Source organism: Pseudomonas sp. E1BtOHC1 (assembly GCF_058744285.1).
This window is the reverse complement of sequence record NZ_CP196023.1, coordinates 1,903,291-1,930,105: the sequence shown is the minus strand read 5'-3', so window position 1 is coordinate 1,930,105 and position 26,815 is coordinate 1,903,291. Positions and strand designations below refer to the sequence as shown.

Genomic DNA, 26,815 nt, shown 5'->3' with positions numbered 1-26,815 from the left:
TTTAGGCCTTGAATCCCAGGCACTACGCAAAAATTCAACAAGCAGCCGCAGGCTTTCACCCCAATCAACTTCAACCCCCAAAAAAGCAATACCCACAACTTCCACCCACCCCTCATAACATTTAAACAAAGCTGCAAAGACTCGACACATAAGCCCCAATCGACTTGTTCCTAAAACAACAAAAACAGAGAACGATGAAATGCCTTCAAGACACTTGCCACGACAATGGATCAATCGCTCCACTCTACTGTATGCCTCGGTGCTGGCCCTCCCGGTAAACGCCGAACTGCTTGACGACAGCAGCGCGCGCCTGGAGCTGCGCAACTACTACTTCAACCGGGACTATCGCGAAGGCACCGCGCCCACCCGTGAAGAATGGGCACAAGGTTTCCTCTTGCGCCTGGATTCGGGGTTTACCGAGGGCAGCCTGGGTGTGGGTGCCGACGCCATCGGCATGCTCGGCATCAAGCTGGATTCCGCGCCCGGCCGAACCGGCACCGGGCTGCTGAAGGTGGCACGCGATGGCCGGGCAGAGGATGACTATTCGAAACTGGCCCTGGCCGGGAAGCTCAAGGCCAGCAAGACCCTGTTCAAGCTCGGCGCGCTGGTGCCGCCGGTACTGCCGACGCTGAAACCCAATGACGGCCGCCTGTTTCCGCAGTTTTTTGAAGGCGGGCTGCTGACGTCGAATGAAATCGATGACCTGGAGTTTACCGCCGGACGCCTGAGCCGGGTCATGCAGCGCAACGCCACGCAGTACACGCCGCTGACCTTGAGCCCCTTGAACCGACGCTTTCAGGGCCAGGGTGCGACGGCGGAACACTTCGACATGGCGGGCGTCGACTACCGATTCCACAAGCAATGGCTGGCTCGCTTGCATGTCGCCCAACTGGAGGACATCTACCGCCAGCAGGTTTTCACCCTGGTCAACAAGAGCCCCTGGGGAGCGGGAACGTTCAGCAGCGATCTGCGCTTGAGCCTGATGAACGACTACGGCAATGCCAAAGGCGGCAAGATCGACAACCGCGCCCTGCAGGGGTTGCTCGGCTATGCCTATAAAGGCCACAGCCTTGGCCTGGCTTATCAGCGAATGTTGGGAGACACCGGTTATGCCAACATCCTGGGTGCCGATGCCAACTTGATCAACTTATCGGTACTGGGCGACTTCGCCAATGCCAAGGAACGTTCCTGGGCACTTCGTTATGGCTATGACTTCGCCAGCCTGGGCTTGCCGGGCCTGAGTTTCAACAGCCGTTATATATCCGGCAGCCATGCCGAGATCACCGGCAGCCGAACCATTGGCAAGTCATGGGAGTTGGATAACGAACTGCGTTACGTCGTGCAACAAGGTCCACTAAAGAATTTAAGTGTGCGCCTGCGCAGTGCGCTCTATCGCTCCAACTATGCCAAGAACTTCATCCGCGATACCGATGATACGCGACTGATGTTCAATTACGCCTGGAACATCAAGTAATCCAACAAGCAGAACCGATGTAGCGGATCTAACTTTTAGAGGTGATATCCACATGCAACGTCTTCTATCAAAACGTTTGGCCGGTCTATTGTTTTTAAGCCTGATCAACCCAGCCCTGGCCGAACAAAGTGCTCAACCGGAAAGTGTCCCGGAGTTCCGACCGGGTTACTTGATCGGTTATCTGAAACAGCAGGATCTGCCCAATAGTCTGTCGCTGTTACCGCCACCTCCTGCGGTGGGGACTCCAGCCTTCGCGCTGGACCAGAGCATGGCTGAAAAAAGCCAGGCCTTGCGTGGCAGCAAACGCTGGGAGTTGGCCGTCAGCGATGCCAACCTGAAGTTCCCCGCCGCCGCAGAGACGTTTTCCTGTGCCCTGAATGCGCCAATCAGCGAGCAGCAAACACCTGCGCTGTACAGAGTCTTGCGGCGGACCCTGACCGATGCCGGGCTGGCCACCTATGGCGCAAAGAAGCGCTACCAGCGCACCCGGCCCTTCGTCTATAACCAGCAGCCCAGCTGCACCCCGGAAGATGAGGCGAAGCTGGCCGCAGATGGTTCCTACCCCTCGGGCCACAGCGCCATCGGCTGGACCTGGGCGCTGCTGTTGAGCGAACTGGCCCCCGAACACGGCAACGCGCTCTGGGCCCGCGGCCGGGCCTATTCGGAAAGTCGCATGGTGTGCAACGTGCATTGGTACAGCGATGTGCGTGAAGGCCGTGAGATTGGCGCAACCACCGTGGCCCGCTTGCACACCAACCCGACCTTCCAGGCCGACTTCGCCGTCGCCCGGCAAGAGCTGCTGGCCGTTCGCGCCAAGGGCCTGAGCGCCAGCGGCGACTGTGCGACGCAAGCGCAAGCCCTGGCACTTGGCGCTGATTAGGGCGCCAGGGTGATGACCTTGAAGGTATTGGCATGAAACAGCGGGTCCGGCCTTGGCTCGTCCGGGCTGGCGGCCGGTTGGGTGAAGTCCATGGCCGCCAGATAGACCCGCTGGCTGCGCGGGTCGAACGCCATGTTGTAGGCCATGGGCTGGGTGCTGACGGTACCCAGGGGCCGGTAGCGGTCGGCATCGAGTTGGACGATGACGCTGAGGTTGGCGTCCACCCCACTGGCAATCAACAAGCGCCGAGCCTGCGGATCGTAGGCCAGGGCGTTGACGTCGCGGGTGATCGGCAGGCTGGCTTTCAGCGCGCCGCTGTCACGGTCGAGCACCAGCAGCACCGGCCGTTCACCGCGGCAAGCAACGAACAGCCGCCCGCGCTGTTCATCCTGGGCCAGAGCACTGGGCCGCGGGCAGTCGGAATACTGCCAGCGATCCAGGACCTTGAAACTGCTGGAGGACAGCCGCGCCACGACGCCCTCATCGCGCATCGGCAAGAAGAAACTGCCATCCCCCTTGAGCAGCAACGGGTCGATCTTCTTCACCGCCAACTCATGGGCGGCGCTGATCCGCTGCTCTTTGGGATCAAAGACGAACAGGGTCGAACGATCGGCCCGGCGCCCGCTGACGATGATCACCTGCCCCGTGCGCGGCTCGTACACCGCGCTGTTGAGGTTGCTCTTGGTCACGGCGATACGCTTGAGCAGCTTGAGTGTGGATAACTCCACCACCCCCAGGCTGCCGTCGGTATTGAGCAACAGCAGGCGATCCAGCTCCGGGACGAACACGACGCCGTTGGCCCCCTGCGACTGCTCGATGGTCCGCACCGGGCGCTGCTTGTCGACATCGAACACGCTCAGGCCGTTTTCCCGCCGCGCCAGGAACAGGTAGGGCCGGGTCGGGTCCAGGGCGATGAAGCCCCAACTGCTGCCGGAACCCGGCAACTGCACCTGTCGCTCGCGGTGGTAGAGGCGCTCATCTGCCGGCGCGGCCGCCTGGGCCACGCCACAGAACGCCAAGGCCCAGCCCAGGATCAGGGTTCTCATCAGAACTCCAGGGTGCTGGACAGCGACACCTGGCGAGCGTCCCCCATGGACACGAAGAACTTGCTCACCGACGAGGTGTAGTAGGTCTTGTCGAACAGGTTCTTCACGTTGAGCTGGAACTTGACCTTCTGCCCTTCGACCTGAGTGTCGTAGGTGGCGAAGGCATCGGCCACGGTGTAGCCCGGCAGGTCGAAGCTGTTGGGCGCGTCACCGGCACGCTCACCCACGTAGCGGGCCCCGGCCCCCACCCGCAGGCGGTCGCCGCCGATCAGGCTGCCGAAGTCGTAGACCGCCGACAGCGAGCCGGTGTTCTTGGCCACGTTCTGCAGTTGCTTGCCCTTGTATTGGGTGTCCTTGGTGACCTCGGCGTCGGTGTAGGCATAGCTGCCGATCAGGCTCCACTGATCGGTGAGCTGTCCGGTCAGGTCCAGTTCCAGGCCCTGGGAATGCACTTCGCCGGCGACGCTGGAAACGGTCTCGGTGGCCGTGGCGGTGGTCACCAGTACGTTGCGCTTGGTGATGTCGAACAGCGCCGCGCTGGCGGTGATGCGCCCTGGCATGTCGAGCTTGGCCCCCAGTTCCCAGGATTTGGCTTCTTCCGGAGCGATGGAACCGTCCAGCACCACGCTGCCCCCGGCCAGTTGAGCGATGCTGGAGTTGGGTTTGAACGACTCGGTGTAGCTGCCATAGAACGACAGCTGGTCGGTGTAGCGGTACACCAGGCCGGCACGGGGCACGAACTTCTGCCCGTTGCTGTTGGTGTTGACGTGGAACGGCCGGCCCTTGCCGGCGTACTGGTCGTACTCCTGGAAGCGCCCGCCGCCCACCAGAATCCACTGGTCGGTGAGGTGGATGGCGTCCTGGAAGAACAGCGAGTCGCTGCGCAGCAAGTCGGTCTGGTCGCTGTCCGGGGCGCTGACGTTGGTTCCCGCCACTTGCTGGCCATACACCGGGTTGCGGTAGTTGAAGCTGGTGCTCTTGCCGCGGATCAGGTCGGCGCGGTAGATCTTGCGGTACTCGTCGTCCAGGCCGAACACCAGATCATGCCGCATGCCGCCCAGCTGCACCTTGCCTTCCAGGCTGACGGTGGCGTAGCGGTCGGTGGTCAGGGCGTTCTGGGTGCCGTCCATGGTCCGGGTCAGGGTGCCGTTGGCATTCACCGCGGTCAGGCGCACCTGGCTGGCGTCGTAGGTCTCGCGGTTCCAGCTGTAGCCGAAGTGGGCCTTCCAGTCGTCGCTGAGCTCGTGGTCGACTTCGAAGCGATACAGGTCCGAGCGCCCTTCCATGTTGTTGAACGGCTCGTCCAGGCGTCGGGTGGCGGGGATGTCCAGCGGGTGGTTGGTCTTGGGGTCGATGGCGGTGCCACGGTCGAAGGGGGTCAGGAACTCACGGTGCTCATAGGCCAGCAGCACCTTGGTGCGCTCGCCGTACCAGGCCAGGGACGGCGCCACCAGGGATTCGCGATGGGTGCCGAAGTTGCGCCAGTAGTCTTCGTCCTCGTGGTCGACGATCAAGCGGTAGGCCAGCCCGGAATCACCCAGCGGTCCGGTGGTGTCGAGGCTGCCGCCGCTGCCGTTCTTGCCCGAGCCGTAGGTCGAGCCACGCACGGTCAGGGCCGTGGACTGCTGCAGTTCAGGCTTCTTGCTGACGATGTTGATGACCCCGCCCGGGTCCTGGATGCCATAGAGCAGCGACGACGGGCCCTTGATCACTTCCACCCGGTCCGCCGTGGCGTTCAGGGAGCGGCCCTGCACCACCGGCATACTGTCGCGCATGATCGAGCCGTTGCGGTTGTCGCCGAAACCACGCAGCAGCACCGCATCCTGGGTGCCGCCCAGGGTGTTGGTCTGAGTGATGCCACTGACGTTCTTCAGGGCGTCATCCAGATTGCGCGGGGTCTGGTCCCGCAGCACCTGGGCCGGCACTACGTTGATGATCTGCGGGATTTCCTGGTTCAGCGCCTGGGAACGGGCCACCGAAGTGGTGGCCGGTGGCTGGTAGCTGGTGCTGTCGTCGATGCCCTGGGTGGTGATGCTGGTGGCCCCCAGGTTCAGTGCGCCACTGTTGGGCAAGGGTTCCAGGACCAGGGTGTGCGCGTCGCTGCGCCGGTACGTGAAGCCGGAACCGCCCAGCAGACGCTGCAGGGCCTGTTCGGCGCTGAACTGGCCACTGAGGGCCGGTGCCTTGAACGCATAAGGCGCTTCGTCGGTGTAGACCACGCTGATCCCGGTCACCCGGGTGAAATCGCTCAGGGCCTGGGGCAGCGGCTTGGCCGCGATGGCAAAGTTGAACAGCGAATTGTGTTGCGCACTGCCGGCCTCGGCCGCCTGCGCCACGCTCAGGGGCAGCAAGGCCAACCCCGACACCACCAGCGCCGAAGCGCCGAACCACCGTTTGACCGAACCGTTTGCCGCCGAATGTGCCCTGGACTTCATGCTTGAGACTCGTGTGTAAAAGCGCCGTGAATGCGAATTAATCGCACTTTCAAGCATTACACGGACGTCGAGCGCAAAAACCTCACCTGTTTTTTGAAAATATTTTCAGGGACCTGACAAGCATGCCCCCCGGCGCGGCTCGGGAGCGTCTCCTGTAGCCGCGGCAACCGGCGGCTACAGGGATCGCAGGGCGCTAGTTGCTGCGCTGGATACGCCCGGCGCTGCTGCTGGAACCCACCGGCTTACGCTGCTGGTCCATGGCCTTGAGGTACTGCAACATCGCCTCCAGGTCGGAAACCCCCAGGTCACTGCGGTTCAGGCCGCTCTTGAACAGACTGAAGCGGTCACCGCCGTCGGCCAGGAAACCATTCATCACCAGCCGGTAGCTGCCGTCGGCCTGCAGTGGCTGGCCATTGAGACGCACACTGCCCGGCACCACGCGGCTGTCCAGCGGACGCTTGGCATCCCAGCGGTAGCTGAAGCCCTGGGACACTTGCAGGATATTGGCATCGTCCGCGCCCTTCCATTGCTGGTTGAGCACCTGTTCGATCTGCCGCCCCGTGAGGTCGAAGGCGATCAGGTTGTTGTTGAACGGCTGCAGGGTCGCCAGTTGCCCGTAGTTCACTTGGGTCTGCCCCGGCTCCAGGGCCAGATCGCTGCGAATGCCGCCGGTATTCATGAAGGCGATTTGCGCACCGTTGGCCCGGCCCCCCGCCAGATGGGCATCGGCGATCAGGTCGCCGATGGGCATTTCCCCGGCGTTGTCGGCGCGCCGGGCAATCGGCGAGGCGGCAATCGCCCCCACCGGCTGGAGCAGCACCTGATTGCTGCGGGCCTCGACCTCCTGTTGCAGCTTCGCCAAGTCCTGGTCCTGTGGATAACGGGCCGGGTCGGCCAACAGGTTGAGCGCCTGGATGCTCGCCACCCGGTGCTGGCCCGGGGTCACTTGCAGGGTCAGATGGGTCAGCAGGTGGCCGTAGGAATTGCCTTGGGTCACCAGCAATGGCCCGACCTTGCACAGGTAGCCCTGATGCGAGTGAGCGCTGATCAGCACGTCCACCGCCGGGTCCAGGCGCTTGGCCACGTCGACGATATCGCCGCCGAGTTGCGAGCAGTCCTGCTTGTCGAACGGTTCCGGGGTCGCGCCGCCCTGGTGCACCACGGCGACGATGGCGTTAACGCCCTGGGCATTGAGCTCGGGGATCAGCTGGTTGATGGATTCGGCTTCATCGGCAACCTTGAGGCCACGCATACCCTTGGCGCTGACCACCGAAGCCACGTCCCGCAGCACCGCGCCAACGAAGGCCACCTTGACCCCGCGCACCTCTTCGATGCGATAGGCCGGCAACAGCGGTTTGCCGGTGTCGCTGTCCAGCAGGTTGGCCGCCAGGTAGGGGAAACCGCTGCCCGGGTAATTCGCTCGGAACTGGCAGGCCTTGTCCGGCCGTGATGACTGGCAGCCGCCGTTGAGCTGGCGCAGGAACTCGGCCTTGCCGTTGTCCAGTTCGTGGTTGCCGATGGCGCTGAGCTTCATGCCCATGTGGCGCAGGGCTTCCAGGGTCGGTTCGTCGGCCCACATGGCCGACAGCGGCGGGCTGCCGCCCACCAGGTCGCCGGCGCCGATGAACAGCAATTGCGGGTCCTGCTGGCGCAACTGGGTCAGCATGCCGCCCAGGGTGGCGATGCCCCCGGCCTGCAGCTTGCGCACACCGCCGGGGGCCTGGGGATCCTTGACGCTGAAGGGGTTGGCCTGCAGGTAGCCGTGCAAGTCGTTGATGGCGACGATGTTCACCGCCACCGGTTGCGGCTCGCGTGGCACCGAGCTGCAACCGGCCAGGGTGACCAGGGCCAGGGTCAGTGCACCCAGCATCCGGGGCATGGGACGAAGACGGGACATGGATAGAGTCCTTGGCAAATCGGCAAAAAAAGACCGCTGGTGATCAGCCGGCGCAGCCCCCTGAACAACAGGGGCCCCAGCGTCGATCACCAGCGGCTACAGAGGGCAACTCATCAGGCGGTTTGCAGGCCGCCATGCACCGCTGGTGCGGCCGTTGGAGCTTTCAGCGCGGTGCCCATGCCGGCGCGCAGCAGGAGGATCTTCAGGTGGTCGGTGATGCGCTCGACCCGGTCCTGGAAGTGGTTGTGGAAGATCATGCTGCCCAGGGCGATGGCGATACCCAGGGCCGTGGCGTAGAGCGCGGTGCCGATGCCCTTGGACACTTCGCCCGGATCGCTGACGCCGGTCTCGGCCAAGGCCTTGAAGGTGTCGATGATCCCCAGGATGGTGCCCAAGAGCCCCAGCAGGGGCGCGGCGGTGACCACGGTTTCCAGCAGCCACAGACCGTGCATCAGCTTGCTGCGGGTGGCGATGTAGATCGACTCGCTGAGGTCTTCCAGGTCCTTGTGGCTGGCCAGTCCCTGCTTGTGGGCAAACAGCTCGGCGACCATTTCCAGGGGCAGGCTGTTGCGCTCACGCAGTTCGGCGGGCAGGTCGTCGACGCTGTGCATCTTCGGGTTGAGCACGGCCTCCAGTTTCTTCGCCTGGCGCAGGCTGAAACTGAAGTAGATGCCCCGCTCTACCGCGATAAAGGCGGCAATCGCAGCAGCGCCGTACATGGTGTAGAAGGTGATGTCGTGCAGCAGATTCATGTCCATCGTCATTTCCTCGTGTGCCTGAAGCGGATCAGAACCCGGCTTCCAGGGAGACCATCGCGGTGCGTTCCTCACCGACGTTGTAGTAGGCGGTGCTCGGTGCCAGGCCATTGGTGCGCTGGGTGTTGAACGACACGGTGCGGGTCGAGGCCAGGTATTCCTTGTCGAATACGTTGAGCATGGAGAAGCGCAGGGTCGCGGACTTCAGCACTTTCTTGTCCACCGGCAAGTGGATACCGGCATTGAGATCCACCACGGTGCGTCCGGCGATCTTCTCGTCGTTGGTCAGGTCGCCGTAGAAGGCGCCGACGTACTTGCCGACGACGTTGCCGTAGTAGCGCGAGTCGTCGTAGCCCAGGCTCAGGTTGAACATGTTTTCCGGCACGTTGGCCAGTTGCTTGCCGGAGGTGGGCAGCAGCACGTTCTTGTTGCTCAGGTCGTCCATCTGCTCGGACTTGGTGTAGGTGTACGAGGCGTAGTAGTTGAAGTTGTGTGGCAACTTGCCGCTCCACTCCAGCTCCAGGCCGCGGTTCTTCACTTCGCCGACGTTGGCCACTACGTAGTCGCCGTTGACGTCGGTGGTGGAGATCTGCCGGTCCTTGAAGCTGATGTAGAACAGGGTCGCGCTCAGGGCCATGTTCTCTTCGCTGTAGCGCCAGCCCAGTTCCTGGTTCCAGCTCAGCTCGGGTTTCAGGCTGATGGAATCACCCTTGTTGTAGAGCACGTAGTTGGGCGGCGTGCGCATGTTGCGGGTGACGTTGTAGAAGGCCTGGTTGCTCGGGTCGATCTGGTACTTGGCGTTGAAGCTGGGCAGGAACTCGTGGTACTTGGCGTCGCGTTTTTCCGGCTTGTCGGTGAGGCTGCCGAGGTTGTTGCCGTCACGTTCCACGTACTGGTAGGCCAGAGCCCCGGTGAGGGTCAGGTCCGGGGTCGCCTGCCAGGTGTCCTGCACCCAGAGTTTCTGCGCCGGGGTCACGGTGTATTGGTGACGGCCCTGGACCGTGGCGCCGTTGCGGTCCACCAGTTGGTCGGAACCGTTGTAGTCGCCCCAGACATTTTCCGGTGCGCCATTGCCCTTGATCCCGATGAAGGGCTGGGTCTGGCGCTGGCGGGCGCGCTCGTACCAGTAGCCGACGTCCAGGCTGTGCTCTTCGTTGAGGTCCCACTTGAGCTTGGTGGTCATCCCGGGGCGCCAGGTTTCGGTCCACGAAGGCCGGTAGTAGGTGCCGCTGGGCAAGCCGGCTAGGTTGTAGTTGCCGGCCTTGTTCGACGAGGCGGACAAGCTGGTGGCGGTCTGGCCGCTGAAGCTGCCGCCGTTGGACCACACGTAGTACGGGTTCAAGGTCAGGCTCAGGTCATCGCGCAGCTGGAAGCGCTGGGTGACCGAGGCGGTCACGCTTTCGAAGGGGTTGCGGTTGAGCTTGTAGGACTGGGACACGCTGCCGTTCTTGAACACGGTGCTTTCCGAGTAGTCCAGGCGCCGGCCCTGATTCTGGAACTGGGCCTTGCTGAGGCTGTTGTAGTTGTAGTTTTCCTGCAGGTTGTACTTGACGATGGCATTGGTGGAGTTGCCGTTGCCGTCTTCGAACAGGGTGTTCCACTCGACCTTGTCGGCCCGCAGGGTGCCCTTGCCCCGCCACTTGTCGCCCTCGGTGTGGGACGCCGAGACCCAGGTCTTGAAGCCGCCCAAGTCACCGGTGTTGAGACGGGCGAAGCTCTTGCGCACGTTGTTCGAGCCGATGGACTGCTTGGCGAACACGCCGAAGTCCTTGGTCGGGCGCACGGTCACCAGGCCGATGTTGCCGCCGCTGGAGCCGATGTGCGGGCCGTCGGCTTCCGACGAGCCCTGGGTGACGAAGACTTCACTGAAGTTCTCCGGGTCGCCCATCAGGTTCGGGTAGATGCTGTAGTCCCCCGAATCGTTGATCGGGAAGCCGTCGGCGGAAAGCCCGACCTGGTCGGAGTTCATCCCGCGCATGGTGAAGTTGGTGCCGCTCAGGCCCGTGGCATCGGTGCTGGAGACGTTGATCCCCGGGGTGTACTTGAGCTTGTCCACGGCGTTGGCGGTGGGGGCCATCTGATCCATGGCCTCCTTGGTCACGGTGGAGCGCCCTTTGGCGCTTTCTTCCTTGATCATGTGGCCGTTGCCCAGGGTCTGTTTACCGGCAACGTTCACCGAACCGACGTCCACTGTATCGTCGGCCATAACCAATGGCGCAAAACTGCCCAGGCCCGATGCCAGAAGCAGGGCATAAAGTTTATTGATCTTCACGGGTCAATCCCTTGCTTACAACTTTCGTTAATAGGTGATGGGTTTATTCCACGTTGTAACTAAAGGTCGCGGTAAAACGTTGCTTGTTCTTGCCGGAGAACGCGTCCGAGGGAAACGGTGAAACTTTCTCCACGCGGCGCAAACTGGTTTGCGCGGCGCGATTGAGCAACATGTTCGGCGCCTTGTTTTCGATGCCACTGTCGAGCACGTTGCCGGCCCGATCGACTTCCAGCCAGATCACTACATCGCCCTGGGGACGTTGCAACGAGGCCTCGCGGCCACTGGGGTATTGCTTGTGCTTTTCCAGTTCCTTGCGCAAAGCGGCGGTGTACAGGCTTTCCTTGATGGCACTGGCGGGCGCCGCGGGTGCGGGGGCCGGAGCCGGTGCGGGAGCCGCTGGCGCCACCGCCGGTTGCGGCGCTGCAACCACCGCCGGCTGCGGCGCGGGGGCACTCCTGGCCACCTGAGCCGGAGCCGGCTTGGGCGGTTGCGGCTTGGCCAGCAACGGCTTGGGCGCTGGGGGTTTGGGCTTGACCACCGGCTTGGGCTTGGGCGGCTCGATCACCAGCGGTTCTTCGTCGGGCACCACCAGCGGTGGCTCGGGCTCGATCGGCAGCGGCTCGGGTTCAGGCGGTGGCGGCTCTGCCGCGGCCACCAGTTCCGCCGCATCCACCAGGGCAATTTCCACCGTGCTTTCGTCGTACACCGGCTTGATCTGCAACTGTTGCAACTGACTGGCATAGATCAGCAGAAACAGCAGGCCGGCCGGCAGCAGGCACGCAAGCCACTTGCGAGTTCTATATAAACCGAACATGGCGTCAGGACTTGCGCGTAGCGATGGAGACGGAAGAGAAGCCATTGCCCTTGAGCAAGTCCATCACCGAAACCAGGCGTTTAACTTCAACACCCTGATCGCTATTAATAATGATCACCAACTTTTCGCTGCCGTTGTTCAGCACTTTGAGTTGTGCCAACAGCGCCCCTTCATCCAGATCCTGGCCGTCGAGTTGCAGGCGTTCTTGCAAGCCCAGGGTAATCACCGCCTTGTTTTGCGGCTTCAATTGTTGCGCGGTACTGGCGACCGGCAACTGCGTCTTGATTCCCACGGCGGGAATCACGTTGAGACTGATCAGTACGAAGAACACCAGGAGAAACATCATCACATCGATCATCGGAATGATTTCGATGTGGGCCTTCTTCTTTTTAGCGACATCCCAGCTGCGCATCGTCTTGCTCCCGCTTCAGCCTTCCCTCCCTTGTGAGAGCTGAATCACAACCCTCGCCGATCCTGACCATGTGCTCAGGAATCCGCAGATCATCCGCGCCTGATGTAACGATTTGGTGACAGATCCGTGTGATATCGATGAATGTTCGGGAGCTCTGGGACGGGCCTTTCAGCGCAGGACTATGAGCCTGCCGAGGAGTTGGTGCTGTTCGAAGCCCAGGGCCGCCTGCAGGGAATCTAGGACCGCCTGAGGGTCCTTGCTGGAGAAACTGCCACTGACCCGACGCTCTGCCAGTTGGTCATCGAGCAGCAGGATGCGTCCGGGGAAATAGCGCCGCAGGTCCTGCACCACCACGGCCAGGGGCGCGTGGTAGTAGTTCAGCCAACCCTGGCGCCAGGCCAGTTGCGCCTCGCTGTCGACACCCTGCAACGGGGTCGCCTGACCATGACCGTACGCCACCTGCTGGCCGGCACCGAGCACCTGCTGCGCCGCGCCTTGGGCAGCCGTGACCCCGACACGCCCGGACAGCACCGTAACCTGGGCACCGTCCGCTTGCAGACGCACTTCGAACTGGGTGCCCAGGACCCGCGCTTCGCCCTCCCCGGCCGCTACCACAAAGGGCGCGCCGGTGTGGCTGACGCTGAAGAAACCAGCGCCACGACGCAGCTGCACATGCCGTTCGCCGCGGCTGAAGTCCACGGCAATGGCGCTGTCGGCGTCCAGGGTTACCTGACTCTGGTCGGCAAGAATCACCGTGCGGACCTGGCCCGGTGCCGAAACGTAATCGGCTCCCAGGTCATCGACCCAACGGCCCGGCTGCCAGCCGGCGCCCAGGGCGACCACCAGCAGTACACTGGCGGCCATGGCCAACCCCGCCGACCAGCGCCGCCGGGCCCGAGCCCTGGCTCCATCCATGGCGCGCAGCAGGCCCTGCAGGGCCAGGGCGTCTTCATCCGCCAGGGTCCGCGCCGGCTGTTCGCTCAACTCCCACAGCACCTGGGCCTGGGCATAGGCTTCGACGTGGGCCGGATCGGCCTGCAGCCATTGGCTGAAGGTGGCCTGGTCGCCACTGCTGGGCTGGTCGTGAAGCAGGCTCAGCCAGGCCAGGGCGGCCTGTTCCTGGGCGGGCGTCGGGATGACACTGGAGCGCTGATTCACGGTGCATTCCTTGGCGTGCGCGTGGTCGAGGGTTCCCGCAGGCTGGCCTTGCAGGCTTCGAGGGCGCGCATCATATGTTTTTCCACGGCGCTTTGGGACAGGCCCATGACCTTGGCGATCTCGGCGTACTTGCGCCCGTGGATACGGTTGAGCAGGAAGATCTGCCGGGTCCGCTGCGGCAGGCTGCGCAGGGCGGCCTCCACGTGCCGCAGGTCGTTGCCGGCTTCCAGGGCGGCCTGGGGCTCGCAGCCCTGGTTGTCCTGCTGCTCCGGCAGCCAGCCTTCACTGACCCGCACCCGTGCACCTTCGCTGCGCAAATGATCGATGGCGATGTTGCCGGCGCAGCGCAGCAGGTAGGTGCTGAGCTCTTCGACCTGCACCAGAGGCCGGCGCCAGAAGCGCAGGAACAGGTCCTGCACCAGATCCGCGGCGGTGGCCCGGCAGCCGACCCGGCGGCTGACCAGGGCTTCCATCTGCGAACGCTGGGACAGGAACACCTGGAGAAAATGCGCACGACTGCCCCGCAGATCGGGGTGATCCAGATCGCCGGGCTCCGGCGGCAGGGCGCTCATCACGGGCCGCTCCCTCAGAACTGGGCCAGGGCCGCGAGGGGGCTGGCCAACAGACTGGCCCCCGCCATCGACAGCACCAGACGCGGGCGATAGGGCAGCAGCAACACCAGCAGCAAGGCACTGCACATCAGCACGGCGCACCACTGCACCAGCCCCAGGCTCCAGCCGGTGTCCTGCACTGCCGCCGCCAACGACAGGCCCAGCAGCAACCAGCCTCCCAGGCGCAGGCCATGGCGGCGCCGAGTCGTGGGCTTGTGCCCCAGCAGCTCGCCGTGATGCCGGTCCAGGGACAGGCACAGGCCGGTGAATCCGGCAAAACACAGCAGCAGCGCCAGCAACATCAGTTCACCTCGGTTTCAGGGGCCAGTGGCCGTTGCCGTGCCGCACGGGGCGCGGCACGGGCCGGTGCTTGCTGGCCGCGATGCATCTTGCGCGCCGCCCAGGCCAGGAACAGGCCGCTGCTCAGGCAGGCCAGGTCGAAGCCCGCCAGCATCCAGTCGCCACGCACCATGAAGCCGTCCATCAGGCTCGGGCTGGTCACAGCGTCCAGCAAGGGGATGCAGGTGAACAGCAAGGCGGCGAGGCTCAATTGCTCGACCCAGGCTCGCCGCCCGGGCCGGACCACGGCATGCACCAGGCTCAGGCCCCACAGGATGAAGAAGCTGTTGACCTCCCAGTCGGCGCGCTCGGCGAAGGCTGCCGGCAACAGCCGGTTGGCCCAGAAGAAGCCGGCCACCGCCAGTACCAGCCCGGACATGCTGGCAATGTTCAGCACTTCCACCAGGCGCAGCTCAAAGGGCATGACCCCGCTCTTGGCGTGCTTGAGCTGGCGCTTGCCCAGCCAGATCACCAGCCCGGTGCCGATCATCGCGGTGCTCGCCAGGCCGCAGATAAAGTACAGCCAGCGCAACACCGGACCGGCGAACAGGCCCATGTGCAAACCATAGAAACTGCCGCCGATGGCCATGGGCAGGGACTGTTCGGGGCTGGCCTCCAACGGCTGGCCGGTGACCCCGTTGAACGACACGGTGCTGCCAAGATCCCGGGCCACCCGGTCGGCACTGTGGCGCATGACGTGTACCGAGGCGTTCACATCCCCCGGGTGGTTGACCACCAGCCGCTGCGCATGGCCCCCCGGCCAATGCTCCAGGGCTTGCTTGAGCAGCGGGTCGAGGGCCGTCAGCGCTGCCGGCTGCCCGGCCGCCGGGGTGCTGTTGCTGGCAGGCCGCAAGTCCTTGAAGAAAGCACTGCTGTCGCCCTTGTACGCCACCAGGATGCTCGCCGGCATGACCATGGACATGAAGATCACCAGGCTGCTGTAGGTGATCATCAGGTGGAATGGCAGCACCAGCACGCCCACCGCGTTGTGCCCGTCGAGCCAGGTGCGCTGGCCCTTGCGGGGCCGGAAGGTGAAGAAGTCCTTGAAGATTTTCTTGTGGATGATGATGCCGCTGATCAGGGCCACGAACATCACCATGGCGGCCAGGGTCGACAACCAGCGCCCCCACGGATAAGGCATTTGCAACTGAAAGTGGAAGCGATAGAAGAACTCGCCGCCACGGGTATCGCGCACCTGCAGTTCGCTGCCGGTGCTGGGGTCCAGGAGTTTTTCCGTGAAGTCGCCACGCTCGCCCGGGGCGCTCGGCGCCTGCCAGGCCACCGACAGCAGCGGCTGGCGCGCATCGGGCAGGCTGATGAACCAGCGCTGTGCACCCTGGCCGTGCTGTTCCAGGTAACGCTGGGCGCGATCCAGGCTGGTATCGGCATTCACGGCCCGGACCGGGGCTTCCGGCTGCATCCAGTGGGTAATTTCTTCCTTGAAGTAGGACAGGGTCCCGGTGAAGAAAATCGCGAACAGCAACCAGCCGAACACCAGCCCGCCCCAGGTGTGCAGCCAGGCCATGGACTGACGGAAACCTTCCTTCATGGCAATGCCACCCAATAGGCGCTGCCGGCGACCAGCGCCAGCACCAGGCTTGGCAGCAACAGGCCGAACCAGGCCTGCCAGGCAGTGCGACAGGAGAAACACCAGAGCACCGCCAGCAGATAGAACACAAAGGAGGCCATCATCCCGCTGAGCACGGCGTCGGCCCTGGGAATGGGCAGCAGCAGGGTCAGGCAGACGCTGGACAGCGCCGCCAGCAGATAACCACCCAGGACCGCGGCACAGACCCGCGACACCACTGCCAGACGATAGGAAGCGGGAATTCCGCCGGCCTTGCTTTTCATGTTTGAACCTTGAAGCGAGGGGATGCCCGGGGCACTGCACAGGCCGTCGGGGAGAAACAGGCGGACAATACTAATGATAAATATTCTCATGCGCAAAAAAACACTGACAAAGCCGTTCGTTTCCGTCGGTCCGGGCTGATTGCCGAATGCCATGTCGCACCACTACAATGCGAACAATTCTTGTTCTCTTATGCGCCTTATCGGTGCAGGAGCGTCCGACTTGTCCCATTGCGCTACCGTCGAAGGCCTCTACCAAGCCCATCACAGCTGGCTGAACACTTGGCTGCGGCGCCGGCTCGGCTGCCCCCACAGTGCCGCCGACCTGGCCCAGGACACCTTTATTCGCGTACTCAGTGCCCGGGAAACTCCGACCCTGATCGAACCCCGGGCGTTTCTCACCACCATCGCCAAACGGGTGTTGTTCAACCACTTCCGACGCCAGGACCTGGAGCGGGCCTATCAGGAAACCCTGGCGCAGATGCCGGAGCAGGTGGCCCCCTCCGAGGAGGAGCGGGCCATCATCCTGCAGACCCTGATGGAGCTGGACGCCTTGCTCGACGGCCTGCCACGCCCAGTCAAGCGGGCCTTTCTGCTCTGTCAGCTCGATGGCCTGACCTACGGCCAGATTGCCGAGCAATTGAACATCTCCATCGCCACGGTCAAACGTCATCTGAACAAAGCCGCCATGCGCTGCTATTTCGCCCTGTGAGCGCCTCGATGAATCCACACCTCAATGGCCAGCCCGACTTCAGCAACCCCGTGGCCGAACAGGCCGTGCACTGGCTGATCGAAATGCAAGGCGGCGCCTTGAGCCCGCGCCAGCAAGCGGCCTGGCAGCAATGGCACGACGCCCACAGCGAACATCAGCGAGCCTGGGAGCATATTCAACGGGTCAATCAGCGCTTGCGCGGCTTGTCCTCGCCCCTGGCCCACGCGGCCTTGAATGCGCCGAAGTCCGCCAGCCGGCGCCAGGCCTTGAAGCTGCTGCTGATTCTCGGTGCCGGCTCGGCCGCCGCCTGGGGCCTGCGGGAACACAACCCGCTGCCGCCGTTGTTGGCGGACTACCGCAGCTCCCTGGGCCAGCGGCGCACTTTGCAACTGAGCGATGGCAGCCAGTTGCAGCTCAACACCAGCAGCGCGGTGGATGTGCGCTTCGATGCACAGCAACGACTGATCCGCCTGCTGGAGGGCGAGATCATGCTCAGCGCCGGCAAGGACGCCCGGCCGCTGCTGGTACAGACCGCCCAGGGGCAGGTACGACCCGCTGCCGCACGGATCAACCTGCGCCAGTTCAAGGAGCACAGTCAGTTGGCGGTATTTTCCGGAACGGTCAGTGTGACGCCTTCGCACTACAGCGCACTGCCGCCTCAAGTCGCGGCCGGACAACAATTGAATTTCACCCACAGCAGTTGGCAACCGCCCCGGGCCCTGGATGCCGGCAGCGGTGCCTGGAGCGAAGGCATGCTGGTGGCGGCCCATATGCGCCTGGCGGATTTCCTCGACGAGTTGGGGCGCTACCGTCGTGGCCAGTTGAACTGCGACGCCCAGGTGGCGGACCTGCTGATCTCCGGCAGTTATCCCCTGGATGACAGCGAGCGGATTCTCGAGCTGCTGGAAATCAGCCTGCCGGTGCGGGTGCGGCGCTTTACCCGTTATTGGGTCACCGTCCAGGCGCGGGCCTAAGTCTGGCCGGTGATTGGCTGAGTGTTTTCCATACCGGGAAAAAACTTTCAATTCAGCTGAGCCGTTTTCCAGGGCTCGGGTGACAGAGAAGGAAAGCCACCTTGATTCCCCCTTCTCAGGATCACCGTTCATGACCGAGCAACCCACCCGCCTCACGCCCCTGGCCCGCACCCTGCGTCACCTGCTGCTGGGGGCAAGCCTGAGCCTGGCCAGCCTGCCCCTGGTCCAAGCCGCCGAGGCCCAGGCCAAGAGTTATCACATTGCCCCGACCTCACTGGAGAACGCGCTGAACCAGTTCGGCCGGCAAGCCGGGGTGCTGATTTCCTTCGGTTCACAGGTCACCAGCGGTGTGCAAAGCCATGGCCTGGAAGGCCAGTACAGCCCGCAGCAAGGCCTCGACGCCCTGCTGCAAGGCACCGGCCTGCAAGCCCGAGCCGAGGGCAGCAACGCCTTCAGCCTGCAACCGGCCAGCCCCGAGACTGCCCCGGCGTCGGTGCAGCTGGAAGCCTCCAGCGTGGTCGGTGACTGGCTCGGCGATGCCCAGCAGAGCGATGTCTTCGAGCACCCCGGCGCCCGGGACGTAATTCGGCGGGAAGAGTTCGAGCGTCAGGGCGCGACCCAGGCCCGGGACGTGCTCAATCGGATTCCCGGGGTCAATGCACCGGACAACAACGGCACCGGCAGCCACGACATGGCCCTGAACTTCGGCATTCGCGGCCTCAATCCGCGTCTGGCCTCGCGCTCCACGGTGCTGATGGACGGCATCCCGGTACCCTTCGCCCCCTACGGTCAGCCGCAACTGTCGTTTGCCCCCATCAGCATGGGCAACATGGATGCCGTGGACGTGGTGCGTGGCGGCGGCGCCGTGCGCTACGGCCCGCAGAACGTCGGCGGCATCGTCAACTTCGTGACCCGGGCGATTCCCGACGCACCGACGGTCAAGGGTGGTTTTCAGACCGAGACCAGCCCCTCCTCCAGCCATGACGGTTTCAAGACCAGCGCCAACCTGCTGGCCGGCGGCACGGCCGACAACGGCCTGGGTGGCGCCCTGCTGTACTCCGGCACCCGCGGCGGCGACTGGCGCGAACACAGCGACACGCAGATCGACGACCTGATCCTCAAGGGCAAGTACCAGCTCGACGAGGCCAACAGCTTCAATGCCATGGCCCAGTACTACGAGGGTGAAGCGGACATGCCCGGTGGCCTGAACGTGGCGAACTACAAGGCCGACCCGTATCAGTCCACCCGTCCCTATGACAAATTCTGGGGTCGACGCACGATGTTCAACGTCGGCTATCGCTATCAGGAAGATCGCCGGGAGTTCACCGTCAACAGCTTCTTCACCAAGACCCTGCGCAGCGGCTATCTGGACCAGGGCAGTTTCCTCTCCCTGTCACCCCGCGAGTACTGGGTACGTGGCCTGGAAACCCGCTTCGCCCAGGGCTTCGACTTGGGGGACAGCAGCCATGAAGTGGGCGTCGGCTACCGCTACATCAACGAAGCCGGGCATGAACTGCGCTATCGCACACCGCTGACCGCCAACCAGCAACTGCCCACCACCAACAGCCGCAACGACCGGGATACCCGCGGTGGCACCGAGGCCCACGCGTTCTTCGTCGACGACCGGATCGATATCGGCAAGTGGACCCTGACCCCGGGCATCCGCTACGAGATGATCGAGTCGCAGCAGAGCAACAACCTCACCAATGTTAAATACAAAGGCGACTACAACACCGCGCTGCCGGCGCTGAATGTGATGTATCACCTCAACGAGAGCTGGAACCTCTACGCCAACACCGAAGGCTCCTTCGGCAGCGTGCAGTACAGCCAGATGCCCAACCGCGTGGCCAGCGGCGAGGTCAAACCGGAAAAGGCCCGTACCTGGGAACTGGGCACCCGCTATGACGACGGCACCCTGCGGGCAGAGATCGGCGCCTTCCTGATCAACTTCGACAACCAGTACGACAGCAACCAGACCAACGACACGGTGATCGCCCGGGGTGAAACCCGCCACCAGGGCATCGAGAGCAGCATCAACTACGCCCTGGACGGCCTCGATCCGGCGCTGGCCGGTTTCAACGTCTACGCCACCTATGCCTACGTCGATGCCACGATTCGTGAGGACGGCCCGAACAAGGGCAACCGCGTGCCCTTCTCCTCCAAGCACAAGGGCACCCTGGGGGTGAGCTACACCGAAGGTCCGTGGAAGCTCAACCTCGACAGCAGCTACCAGAGCGGCCAGTTCGCCGACAACGCCAACACGTCACGCGAAAGCGTTGACGGCAGCAACGGCCGCATCCCCGGCTACATGCTGTTCAGCACTCGCGCCGGCTACGACTTCGGTCCGCAGCTGTCGGACCTGAATGTCGCGGTGGGCGTGAAGAACATCTTCAACCACCAGTACTTCACCCGCTCCTTCGACGACAACAACAAGGGCAAGTACGTGGGTGAGCCGCGCACCCTTTACGTACAGACTTCAGTGGCGTTCTGACTTTTTCTCGCCCACAACAAAACGGGCCTGCAATGCAGGCCCGTTGGTTGGGGGAGAAACTCAGCCGTCAGCTATTGAGCGCGGCCTGTTGGTTTTCCAGGAATTCTTCTTCGAGCAGGGCATCCGCCTCGGTGCCATCGCTGCTGGGCACCGCCGCCGCACGTTTGCCGCGCAGTTTACCGAACATGTGCTCCAGGGCACTTTCCAGCTTGATGGTGGCGCCATCGAGGGCCTGTTCCAGGGTGTCGGCCTTGTGGGTCACGGAAATCGGTTGGTGACCTTTTGGACGGGCTTCCAGCTGGCAGCGCATGTCGTCCGGACCTGACTTGCCGCCGTTCTCGTCCCGCAGGTGGACCACTACCCGGGTCAGGTCTTCTTCGTAGCGTTCGAGCGTGCTTTCAACGGTGCTGCGCACCCACTCCTCCATCCGAAGGCTGCTTTGAATATGGTTATCGCTATGGACTTGGATTTGCATAGTTCTTCCCTTATTTCAGCTTGCTCGTAAGAGGGTCAAGGCAGTGTGTTGGAACCTGCATTTCGTGACCTCTTGATTACACAATTAGGCACGGCGGCGAACATTTCAACCCCTTAAAAAAGATAAATATTCATACGCAAATAAAGCCGGACAAACTGCAAAGGCGCTGTTAAGGTCGGGAGTTGACTCGATTCAGCTTCCTCGCTCAAACCCTCACAATTGCCCCTCACCCAGAGGGTGCAAACCGCGAAAGATCTCCGCTTCCTCCACCAGCCAGTCATGCACCGCGCGCACACCCGGATGGCTCAGGGCGCCCGGCGCATAGAGCAACACGTAGCGTTTGTGGTTGGGCACTGCCAGACCGAAAGGCACGATCAGGGTGCCGCGCTCCAGTTCGTCATTGAGCAGGGTACGCCGGGCAATCGCCACGCCCATGCCGGCGATCGCCGCCTCGATGGTCAGGTGGTTGCGGTTGAAGGTATGGCCACGACGCACATCCGCGCCTTCGAAGCCGATGGCATTCAGGTAGAACTCCCATTCGGCGTATTCATAGCTGCCGCGCCAGGCGGTGATGTCGTGCAGCAATGGAAAATGCGCCAGATCCGCCGGTCCGTGCAACGGCGGACGGCCCCTTAGCAGAGTCGGTGCGCAGACCGGGAAGATCTGCTCGTCCAGCAACGCAGTGGACTGCAAGCCGGGGTAGCTGCCGTCGTTCAGATCGATGGCCAGATCGAAGTCGCCTTCATGCAGGGCTACGCTGCTGTCCTCCGCCACCAGCCGCAGCTGGATCTCCGGATAACGCTGTTGCAGCCGCGGCAAACGGGGCGTCAGCCACTTGCCAAGAAACGAGGGGATCGAACGCAGGCGCAGGGTGCCGCTGATCATTCCCGCGTCCAGGCGCCGCAGTTCCGCATCGATGCTGCCGTAGGCCTCGCTCACCGTCAGCGCCAGCCGCTGGCCTTCGGCACTCAGTTCCACACCCCGGGGCCGACGGTGAAACAGGCGCAAACCCAGGCGCTCTTCCAACTGGCGGATCTGCTGGCTGACCGCCCCGGGAGTGATGTGCAGTTCTTCGGCACAACGGGTAAAGGACAGGTGCCGCGCGGCACAGGAAAACACATGCAGCCAGACATAGGTCTGGGCATGAAACTGACGGCTCATCGTTTAGTCCTGCTAAAGGATCTCTTAGGAAGTTTCGTTGGTCAGTATCGACCGACCCGGGCAGTATCGCCGACATTGCGCTTGGCCTACAAAAAATGGCAGCGATCCACCTTCCATTGCTTGTAAGGCTTTAGCATGGCTATCAGTGTTTTTGATCTTTTCAAAGTCGGTATCGGTCCTTCCAGTTCCCACACCGTGGGCCCGATGCGCGCCGCCGCCACTTTCGCCCAGGCGCTGTTCGACCTGGGCCTGGAGGATCAGGTACAGCGGGTGCAGATCCGCCTTTACGGCTCCCTCTCCGCCACCGGTGTCGGCCATGCCACCGACCGCGCCAGCGTCATGGGGCTGATGGGCGAATGGCCCGACAGCATCGATCCGGGCAGCATCGGCCCACGCATCCAGCAACTGCGCGACAGCGGCCAATTGCTGCTGGGGGGGCGCAGGAACATCGCCTTCGACTGGCAACAGGACCTGCTCCTGCTGGACCAAAGCCTGACCTACCACCCCAATGCCATGTCCCTGACCGCACTCGGCGAGCAGGGCATCGTGCTGGAGCAGACCTACTACTCGGTAGGCGGCGGGTTCATCATCGAAGCGGCCCAGGTCGAGGCCGGAACCGAAGCCGGCGCCAGCGTCGAATTGCCTTACGACTTCAACAGCGCGGCTGAACTGCTGGCGCTGTGCAAGACCCACCAGTTGCGCGTCGGCGAGCTGATGATGGCCAACGAAAGAGCCTGGCGCAGCGACGCCGAAATCCGCAGCGGCCTGCTGCATATCTGGTCGGTGATGCGCGAATGCGTGGAACAGGGCCTGCGCCACGAAGGCATCCTGCCTGGTGGCCTCGATGTACCGCGGCGCGCCGCCAAGCTGCACCGCAGCCTGCTGGAAATCGGCAAGCCGAATGTCATCACCTCGACCCTCTCGGCCATGGAGTGGGTCAACCTCTATGCCCTGGCGGTCAACGAGGAAAACGCCGCCGGCGGACGCATGGTCACCGCCCCTACCAACGGTGCGGCGGGGATCATCCCGGCGGTGCTGCACTACTACATGAAGTTCAATCCCCAGGCCTCTGACGACGACGTCGTGAGCTTTTTCCTGGGAGCCGCGGCAGTGGGCATCCTCTGCAAGAAGAACGCCTCCATCTCCGGCGCCGAAGTCGGCTGCCAGGGTGAAGTGGGTTCAGCCTGCGCCATGGCCGCCGCGGGCCTGGCGGAAGTCCTCGGTGCCACGCCCGAGCAACTGGAAAACGCCGCCGAGATCGGCCTGGAACATAACCTTGGCCTGACCTGCGACCCAGTGGGCGGCCTGGTGCAGGTGCCCTGCATCGAGCGCAACGCAATTGCCGCGGTGAAAGCGATCAACGCCACCCAGATGGCCCTGCGCGGTGACGGCAAGCATTTCATTTCCCTGGACCGGGTGATCCGCACCATGCGCGATACCGGCGCCGACATGCATGACAAATACAAAGAAACTTCACGGGGCGGCCTGGCGGTGAGCTGGGTGGAATGCTGAGGAGCCTTCCCTGACCGTCCGTAACACGTGAGCCCGAGCAAAAATAATAACGAGGCGATACCGATGACCGATGTACCCACACCTGCTGCCGAAAATCCCGCTGTAGCCACATCACGCGACACCGCAACAGCCCGGCAAGGCTGGAGCAAGCACGACACCACCTGGATGCTTGGCCTGTATGGCACCGCCATCGGCGCCGGCACCCTGTTTCTGCCGATCAACGCCGGGGTCGGTGGCTTCTGGCCGTTGATCGTACTGGCGCTGCTGGCCTTCCCCATGACCTTCTTCGCCCACCGCGGCCTGACCCGCTTCGTCCTCTCCGGACGCTCCGGGGACATCACCGAGGTGGTGGAAGAACACTTCGGGGTCGGTGCCGGCAAGCTGATCACCCTGCTCTACTTCTTCGCCATCTTCCCGATTCTGCTGGTGTACAGCGTGGCCCTGAGCAACACCCTGAGCAGCTTCATGGAGCACCAGTTGCACCTGACGCCGCCGCCCCGGGCGCTGCTGTCGCTGCTGCTGATCCTCGGGCTGATGGCGATTGTGCGTTGCGGCCAGGGCGTGATCGTGCGGGCCATGAGCCTGCTGGTCTATCCCTTCGTCGCCGCCCTGCTGTTGCTGGCCCTGAGCCTGATCCCCAACTGGAACGGCGCGTTCTTCGCTTCGGCCAGCGAGGGCATGCCCCTGCCGCTGTTCTTCAAGACCCTGTGGCTGGCGATTCCGGTGATGGTGTTTTCCTTCAACCACTCGCCGATCATCTCGGCCTTCGCCGTGGATCAGAAGCGCCATTACGGCGCCCAGGCCGAGCGCAAGAGCAGCGGCATCCTGGCCATGTCCCACACCATGATGGTGCTGACGGTGATGTTCTTCTGCTTCAGCTGCGTGCTGGCCCTGTCGCCGGCGGACCTGGCGGCGGCCAAGGAGCAGAACATCTCGATCCTGTCGTACCTGGCCAACCACTTCCAGACCCCGGTGATTGCCTACGCCGCACCGCTGATCGCGCTGGTGGCCATTACCAAGTCGTTTCTGGGCCACTACATCGGCGCCAGCGAAGGCTTCCAGGGGCTGATCGTGAAAAACCTGCGGGGGCGCTCGCTGTCGTCCACCCGCCTGGAAAAGATCACCGCGCTGTTCATGATCCTCACTTGCTGGGCCGTGGCCACCTTCAACCCGAGCATCCTGCGCATTATCGAGACCATGGGCGGACCGGTGATCGCCTGCCTGCTGTTCCTGATGCCGATGTATGCGATCCGGCGCGTGCCATCGCTGCGCCAGTATTCGGGTCAACTGTCGAACCTGTTCGTGGTGCTGATCGGCCTGATCGCACTGTCTGCGATCATTTACTCGGTCGTGCCCTGAAACGGGCAGGAATAAAAAAAGCGGACCTTGTGGTCCGCTTTTTTGTCCCCGCAATCATTGCCCGTCGAGGTTCCCGGCATGCCCCTTGCTTTGTTCATCCTTGAGCAACACGGACGTAGGCAAGCCTCGGCAAACGACCGGTCAGCGGTCTGGAATCGCGAACTAATTCCGCGCCCTGCCAGTCAATGACTGCACGATCCAATCAGGCGGTGACGCATCATGGACAACCCCTTTCAACTGATTACCGACACCTTCACCCCGGATTATCAGGTCAACCTGAGCATCCAGGGCCTGGACGGCAGCATCATGCTGACCCTGTCCCAGGCCGGCCGGGTGGTGGCCAAGCGCATGATCAGCGCAGCCCAGCGCAATGACCCGCAGCGCATCAAGCGCCTGGTGCAAAGCATTCAATTCGGCATCGCCATCGAGCAAGGCCACAGCGCCGTAGCCATCCTCGAAGCCATGACCAATGGCGACAGCCTCGCACTGCTGCCGCCCGTCGGCCAAAAGCCTGCGCCCCAGGCCTTGAGGTTTTAGAGCTCGCCTTTCTCCACTTCCGGGTGCTCGCCGGAGCCCGCGCCGATCTTGCGTTGCGGATGCTCGATCTTCACCGAAGGAAATTGCGACGAGGCGTAGCGCACCACCAGAATGGCGAAGGCCAGCAGCAGAATCCCGCCACACAGGTAGATGATCCCCAGGTCCGGCGGGTTGTGGTGGGAAACGTTGGAAATCAGCAGCCGGGTCAGCGCAGTGATCGCCACGTAGATCAGAAAGCGCACCGGCATGTGGTTGGTCTTGAAGTAGATACCGACCATCGCCCCCAATTCCAGGTAGATGAACAACAGCAGGATGTCATCGATCTTGATGTGGCCCGCCTCGATCATCTGCAGGAATTCCATCACTGCCGCCCAGGCGGTCACCGCTCCGATGGCGAACAGCGCCAGGTAGTGGAACGACTCGACAAACAGGTTGCCCAGGGACTCGGCCAGTTGATGGACGTTCTGCCGCAGGTTCTCGGCCCAATTGATTTTCACGATGGTTCTTCCTTAGGTCGGTTCGACCGGATGATGCGGATTGGACGTGACGGTTGTTCTGCATGCAGAAAAAAGGCCAGGAGCCGTCAATGAGATGGTGGCCGCCCGCAACGAGGCACGGCCGCGTAACAATCGGCCCGGGAAAAAAATTCCGTCTACATTAAAAAGCCACTATCCAAGGGAAAAGGTTTCGCCTATTCTCTCGACCTGTATATAGATACAGTATTTATACAGACCCATTATCGTGAAGGCATGTGAGGTGGTGAATGGCCGTCGAAGTGGTATACCGCAGCAGCCGAGATCTGGAGCGCTTGTTCATGGATAAAGCCGAAGCTGACCGTCATGACAAAATGCTCGAACTGGCTGAAGTGCTGGCGCAAGTGTTGCAAAAAGCAGTGCCGTCGCTGAGCGAACAACAAGTGGAAGAAGCCGGGATCTACATGGCGAAGAACCGCGATGTATTTGCCAGGGCCTTCAAGAGCCAGCCGGATGCATTGTCCGAGTTGCTCAGCGCCCCCGCTCCCGGGGTGGAGGTGGTTCAAGCGCAGCAACCTGCTGAAGTCGAGGCGCCGACCAAGCCGGCGAAAGCAACCAAGGCTGCGAAATAGGCTTCACGCGAATTGAATAAGCCCTGTGTCCATGGCACAGGGCTTTTTTCATGTGTGCCGATCATGGAGCGCCCGTTATGCAGCCGCCGGTTAAACGACTGACGCGCCTTGGGGCTCGGGCAAATCGATAAGGTTGCGACGCAATATCGCAGTGATCTGGCCCATGAACATCACGGGCAAATCGGTCGCACCTCCATACAGGTCGACCATTCCAACCTCAACCGCGCTGTCGACGATACTGGAGAACGCCTCGATATCTTCAGGCGCTATCAAAGCAACAAGACTCGGTGGCAAGTCATCCCCTCGTCCATTCAATGCCAGTTGCGCTCCGGCCTTGTCCCAGGCCAGTAAACGATCTTTTTCCGGGTAGTCCTCAAGGTGCTTTATCAAGTCATCTACAGCAGGATGAGCAATACCTTTACTCAGGCAGTAAGCCTCCAGGCACGCCGCAGCGTACAACTGCAGATCCCTGACAGAACACCTGCTCGATAGATTGTCCGTATTGGCTGCGGTCACGGCGCGACCTCCCACACCCGGCAGCCTGGCGG

General features: G+C 62.8%; 24 protein-coding genes and 1 pseudogene. 9 read left to right on the top strand and 16 right to left on the bottom strand.

Going from position 1 to position 26,815, the window contains the following annotated elements:
* The first annotated feature begins 199 nt into the window (after positions 1-199).
* Positions 200-1,474: an OprD family porin gene (locus tag ACSSVC_RS08845; protein ID WP_404938261.1), complete on the top strand. Its 1,275-nt coding sequence runs from the start codon at positions 200-202 to the stop codon at positions 1,472-1,474.
* 52 nt (positions 1,475-1,526) lie between these two features.
* Positions 1,527-2,354: an acid phosphatase gene (locus ACSSVC_RS08840; protein WP_346633564.1), complete on the top strand. Its 828-nt coding sequence runs from the start codon at positions 1,527-1,529 to the stop codon at positions 2,352-2,354.
* Here ACSSVC_RS08840 and ACSSVC_RS08835 read toward each other — a convergent pair.
* The 12 genes from ACSSVC_RS08835 to ACSSVC_RS08780 form a co-directional block, all read right to left on the bottom strand.
* Positions 2,351-3,400: a hypothetical protein gene (locus ACSSVC_RS08835; protein ID WP_346633565.1), complete on the bottom strand. Its 1,050-nt coding sequence runs from the start codon at positions 3,398-3,400 to the stop codon at positions 2,351-2,353. The genes ACSSVC_RS08840 and ACSSVC_RS08835 overlap by 4 nt on opposite strands.
* On the bottom strand, positions 3,400-5,835 hold the full coding sequence (locus ACSSVC_RS08830; protein ID WP_346633566.1) for a TonB-dependent siderophore receptor: 2,436 nt from the start codon (positions 5,833-5,835) through the stop codon (positions 3,400-3,402). Before ACSSVC_RS08830 ends, ACSSVC_RS08835 begins: the two co-directional genes overlap by 1 nt.
* Positions 5,836-6,028: 193 nt before the next feature.
* On the bottom strand, positions 6,029-7,732 hold the full coding sequence (locus ACSSVC_RS08825; RefSeq protein ID WP_492612189.1) for a bifunctional metallophosphatase/5'-nucleotidase: 1,704 nt from the start codon (positions 7,730-7,732) through the stop codon (positions 6,029-6,031).
* A gap of 113 nt (positions 7,733-7,845) precedes the next feature.
* Positions 7,846-8,490 carry a MotA/TolQ/ExbB proton channel family protein gene (locus ACSSVC_RS08820; protein WP_161466216.1) on the bottom strand — a complete coding sequence of 215 codons (645 nt, stop codon included), beginning with the start codon at positions 8,488-8,490 and terminating at the stop codon, positions 7,846-7,848.
* Between the two features lie 28 nt (positions 8,491-8,518).
* The gene (locus ACSSVC_RS08815; protein WP_346633568.1) at positions 8,519-10,759 is read right to left on the bottom strand and encodes a TonB-dependent receptor family protein; all 2,241 of its coding nucleotides are present in this window, start codon (positions 10,757-10,759) and stop codon (positions 8,519-8,521) included.
* A 43-nt stretch (positions 10,760-10,802) separates the two neighbouring features.
* A complete protein-coding gene (locus ACSSVC_RS08810; RefSeq protein WP_337154164.1) occupies positions 10,803-11,573 on the bottom strand; it encodes an energy transducer TonB family protein in 771 nt (256 codons plus the stop codon).
* Positions 11,574-11,577: 4 nt separating this feature from the next.
* Positions 11,578-11,985 (bottom strand): ExbD/TolR family protein, encoded by a 408-nt coding sequence (locus tag ACSSVC_RS08805; RefSeq protein WP_060837609.1) that lies wholly within the window; start codon positions 11,983-11,985, stop codon positions 11,578-11,580.
* Between the two features lie 168 nt (positions 11,986-12,153).
* A complete protein-coding gene (locus tag ACSSVC_RS08800) occupies positions 12,154-13,143 on the bottom strand; it encodes a FecR family protein (RefSeq protein WP_337154165.1) in 990 nt (329 codons plus the stop codon).
* Positions 13,140-13,715, bottom strand: coding sequence for an RNA polymerase sigma factor (locus ACSSVC_RS08795; protein WP_123727522.1), 576 nt, complete (start codon positions 13,713-13,715; stop codon positions 13,140-13,142). Before ACSSVC_RS08795 ends, ACSSVC_RS08800 begins: the two co-directional genes overlap by 4 nt.
* Before the next feature lie 14 nt (positions 13,716-13,729).
* Positions 13,730-14,056, bottom strand: coding sequence for a DUF3325 domain-containing protein (locus ACSSVC_RS08790; RefSeq protein WP_346633570.1), 327 nt, complete (start codon positions 14,054-14,056; stop codon positions 13,730-13,732).
* On the bottom strand, positions 14,056-15,642 hold the full coding sequence (locus ACSSVC_RS08785; RefSeq protein WP_492612188.1) for a PepSY-associated TM helix domain-containing protein: 1,587 nt from the start codon (positions 15,640-15,642) through the stop codon (positions 14,056-14,058). Before ACSSVC_RS08785 ends, ACSSVC_RS08790 begins: the two co-directional genes overlap by 1 nt.
* The gene (locus ACSSVC_RS08780; protein ID WP_346633572.1) at positions 15,639-15,944 is read right to left on the bottom strand and encodes a DUF3649 domain-containing protein; all 306 of its coding nucleotides are present in this window, start codon (positions 15,942-15,944) and stop codon (positions 15,639-15,641) included. The genes ACSSVC_RS08785 and ACSSVC_RS08780 overlap by 4 nt, the downstream gene beginning before the upstream one ends.
* A 190-nt stretch (positions 15,945-16,134) precedes the next feature.
* Between ACSSVC_RS08780 and ACSSVC_RS08775 the strand changes: the two genes are divergently transcribed.
* From ACSSVC_RS08775 to fecA, 3 genes are all read left to right on the top strand, one after another.
* Positions 16,135-16,653 (top strand): sigma-70 family RNA polymerase sigma factor, encoded by a 519-nt coding sequence (locus ACSSVC_RS08775; RefSeq protein ID WP_404938255.1) that lies wholly within the window; start codon positions 16,135-16,137, stop codon positions 16,651-16,653.
* Positions 16,654-16,661: 8 nt separating this feature from the next.
* A complete protein-coding gene (locus ACSSVC_RS08770; RefSeq protein ID WP_446439035.1) occupies positions 16,662-17,627 on the top strand; it encodes a FecR domain-containing protein in 966 nt (321 codons plus the stop codon).
* Positions 17,628-17,757: 130 nt separating this feature from the next.
* Positions 17,758-20,118, top strand: coding sequence for a TonB-dependent Fe(3+) dicitrate receptor FecA (fecA, locus tag ACSSVC_RS08765; RefSeq protein ID WP_492612187.1), 2,361 nt, complete (start codon positions 17,758-17,760; stop codon positions 20,116-20,118).
* Between the two features lie 67 nt (positions 20,119-20,185).
* Here the strand turns inward: fecA and ACSSVC_RS08760 are convergent, their stop codons facing one another.
* Entirely contained in the window at positions 20,186-20,593 is a 408-nt protein-coding gene (locus ACSSVC_RS08760) for an HPF/RaiA family ribosome-associated protein (protein ID WP_123727515.1), read from the bottom strand.
* A gap of 213 nt (positions 20,594-20,806) precedes the next feature.
* Complete coding sequence (locus ACSSVC_RS08755) at positions 20,807-21,754, bottom strand: LysR substrate-binding domain-containing protein (protein WP_346633576.1); 948 nt, start codon at positions 21,752-21,754, stop codon at positions 20,807-20,809.
* A gap of 135 nt (positions 21,755-21,889) precedes the next feature.
* On the opposite strand from ACSSVC_RS08755, the gene ACSSVC_RS08750 reads away from it, so the two are divergent.
* The 3 genes from ACSSVC_RS08750 to ACSSVC_RS08740 all read left to right on the top strand — a co-directional run bounded on the left by ACSSVC_RS08750 (position 21,890) and on the right by ACSSVC_RS08740 (position 25,162).
* A complete protein-coding gene (locus ACSSVC_RS08750) occupies positions 21,890-23,266 on the top strand; it encodes an L-serine ammonia-lyase (RefSeq protein ID WP_492612186.1) in 1,377 nt (458 codons plus the stop codon).
* A 63-nt stretch (positions 23,267-23,329) separates the two neighbouring features.
* On the top strand, positions 23,330-24,625 hold the full coding sequence (locus ACSSVC_RS08745; protein ID WP_492612185.1) for a serine/threonine transporter: 1,296 nt from the start codon (positions 23,330-23,332) through the stop codon (positions 24,623-24,625).
* Between the two features lie 219 nt (positions 24,626-24,844).
* A complete protein-coding gene (locus tag ACSSVC_RS08740) occupies positions 24,845-25,162 on the top strand; it encodes a DUF3509 domain-containing protein (protein WP_346633578.1) in 318 nt (105 codons plus the stop codon).
* On the opposite strand, the gene ACSSVC_RS08735 is transcribed toward ACSSVC_RS08740, so the two are convergent.
* Entirely contained in the window at positions 25,159-25,659 is a 501-nt protein-coding gene (locus tag ACSSVC_RS08735; protein WP_047283972.1) for a phosphate-starvation-inducible protein PsiE, read from the bottom strand. The two genes, ACSSVC_RS08740 and ACSSVC_RS08735, sit on opposite strands and share 4 nt — an antisense overlap.
* A gap of 266 nt (positions 25,660-25,925) precedes the next feature.
* Between ACSSVC_RS08735 and ACSSVC_RS08730 the strand changes: the two are divergent.
* A pseudogene (locus tag ACSSVC_RS08730) lies at positions 25,926-26,180 on the top strand (YebG family protein); the annotation flags it as partial.
* A 177-nt stretch (positions 26,181-26,357) separates the two neighbouring features.
* Here the strand turns inward: ACSSVC_RS08730 and ACSSVC_RS08725 are convergent.
* A complete protein-coding gene (locus ACSSVC_RS08725) occupies positions 26,358-26,783 on the bottom strand; it encodes a hypothetical protein (protein WP_492612184.1) in 426 nt (141 codons plus the stop codon).
* Between the last annotated feature and the right edge of the window lie 32 nt (positions 26,784-26,815).

Coding starts and splice junctions, on each gene's coding strand:
- ACSSVC_RS08840 (WP_346633564.1), top strand. CDS start 1,527: ATGCAACGTCTTCTATCAAAACGTTTGGCCGGTCTATTGTTTTTAAGC.
- ACSSVC_RS08830 (WP_346633566.1), bottom strand. CDS start 5,835: ATGAAGTCCAGGGCACATTCGGCGGCAAACGGTTCGGTCAAACGGTGG.
- ACSSVC_RS08745 (WP_492612185.1), top strand. CDS start 23,330: ATGACCGATGTACCCACACCTGCTGCCGAAAATCCCGCTGTAGCCACA.
- ACSSVC_RS08845 (WP_404938261.1), top strand. CDS start 200: ATGCCTTCAAGACACTTGCCACGACAATGGATCAATCGCTCCACTCTA.
- ACSSVC_RS08795 (WP_123727522.1), bottom strand. CDS start 13,715: ATGAGCGCCCTGCCGCCGGAGCCCGGCGATCTGGATCACCCCGATCTG.
- ACSSVC_RS08755 (WP_346633576.1), bottom strand. CDS start 21,754: ATGAGCCGTCAGTTTCATGCCCAGACCTATGTCTGGCTGCATGTGTTT.
- ACSSVC_RS08740 (WP_346633578.1), top strand. CDS start 24,845: ATGGACAACCCCTTTCAACTGATTACCGACACCTTCACCCCGGATTAT.
- ACSSVC_RS08760 (WP_123727515.1), bottom strand. CDS start 20,593: ATGCAAATCCAAGTCCATAGCGATAACCATATTCAAAGCAGCCTTCGG.
- ACSSVC_RS08810 (WP_337154164.1), bottom strand. CDS start 11,573: ATGTTCGGTTTATATAGAACTCGCAAGTGGCTTGCGTGCCTGCTGCCG.
- ACSSVC_RS08825 (WP_492612189.1), bottom strand. CDS start 7,732: ATGTCCCGTCTTCGTCCCATGCCCCGGATGCTGGGTGCACTGACCCTG.
- ACSSVC_RS08775 (WP_404938255.1), top strand. CDS start 16,135: ATGCGCCTTATCGGTGCAGGAGCGTCCGACTTGTCCCATTGCGCTACC.
- ACSSVC_RS08750 (WP_492612186.1), top strand. CDS start 21,890: ATGGCTATCAGTGTTTTTGATCTTTTCAAAGTCGGTATCGGTCCTTCC.
- ACSSVC_RS08805 (WP_060837609.1), bottom strand. CDS start 11,985: ATGCGCAGCTGGGATGTCGCTAAAAAGAAGAAGGCCCACATCGAAATC.
- ACSSVC_RS08780 (WP_346633572.1), bottom strand. CDS start 15,944: ATGAAAAGCAAGGCCGGCGGAATTCCCGCTTCCTATCGTCTGGCAGTG.
- ACSSVC_RS08790 (WP_346633570.1), bottom strand. CDS start 14,056: ATGTTGCTGGCGCTGCTGCTGTGTTTTGCCGGATTCACCGGCCTGTGC.
- ACSSVC_RS08835 (WP_346633565.1), bottom strand. CDS start 3,400: ATGAGAACCCTGATCCTGGGCTGGGCCTTGGCGTTCTGTGGCGTGGCC.
- ACSSVC_RS08785 (WP_492612188.1), bottom strand. CDS start 15,642: ATGAAGGAAGGTTTCCGTCAGTCCATGGCCTGGCTGCACACCTGGGGC.
- ACSSVC_RS08770 (WP_446439035.1), top strand. CDS start 16,662: ATGAATCCACACCTCAATGGCCAGCCCGACTTCAGCAACCCCGTGGCC.
- ACSSVC_RS08820 (WP_161466216.1), bottom strand. CDS start 8,490: ATGGACATGAATCTGCTGCACGACATCACCTTCTACACCATGTACGGC.
- fecA (WP_492612187.1), top strand. CDS start 17,758: ATGACCGAGCAACCCACCCGCCTCACGCCCCTGGCCCGCACCCTGCGT.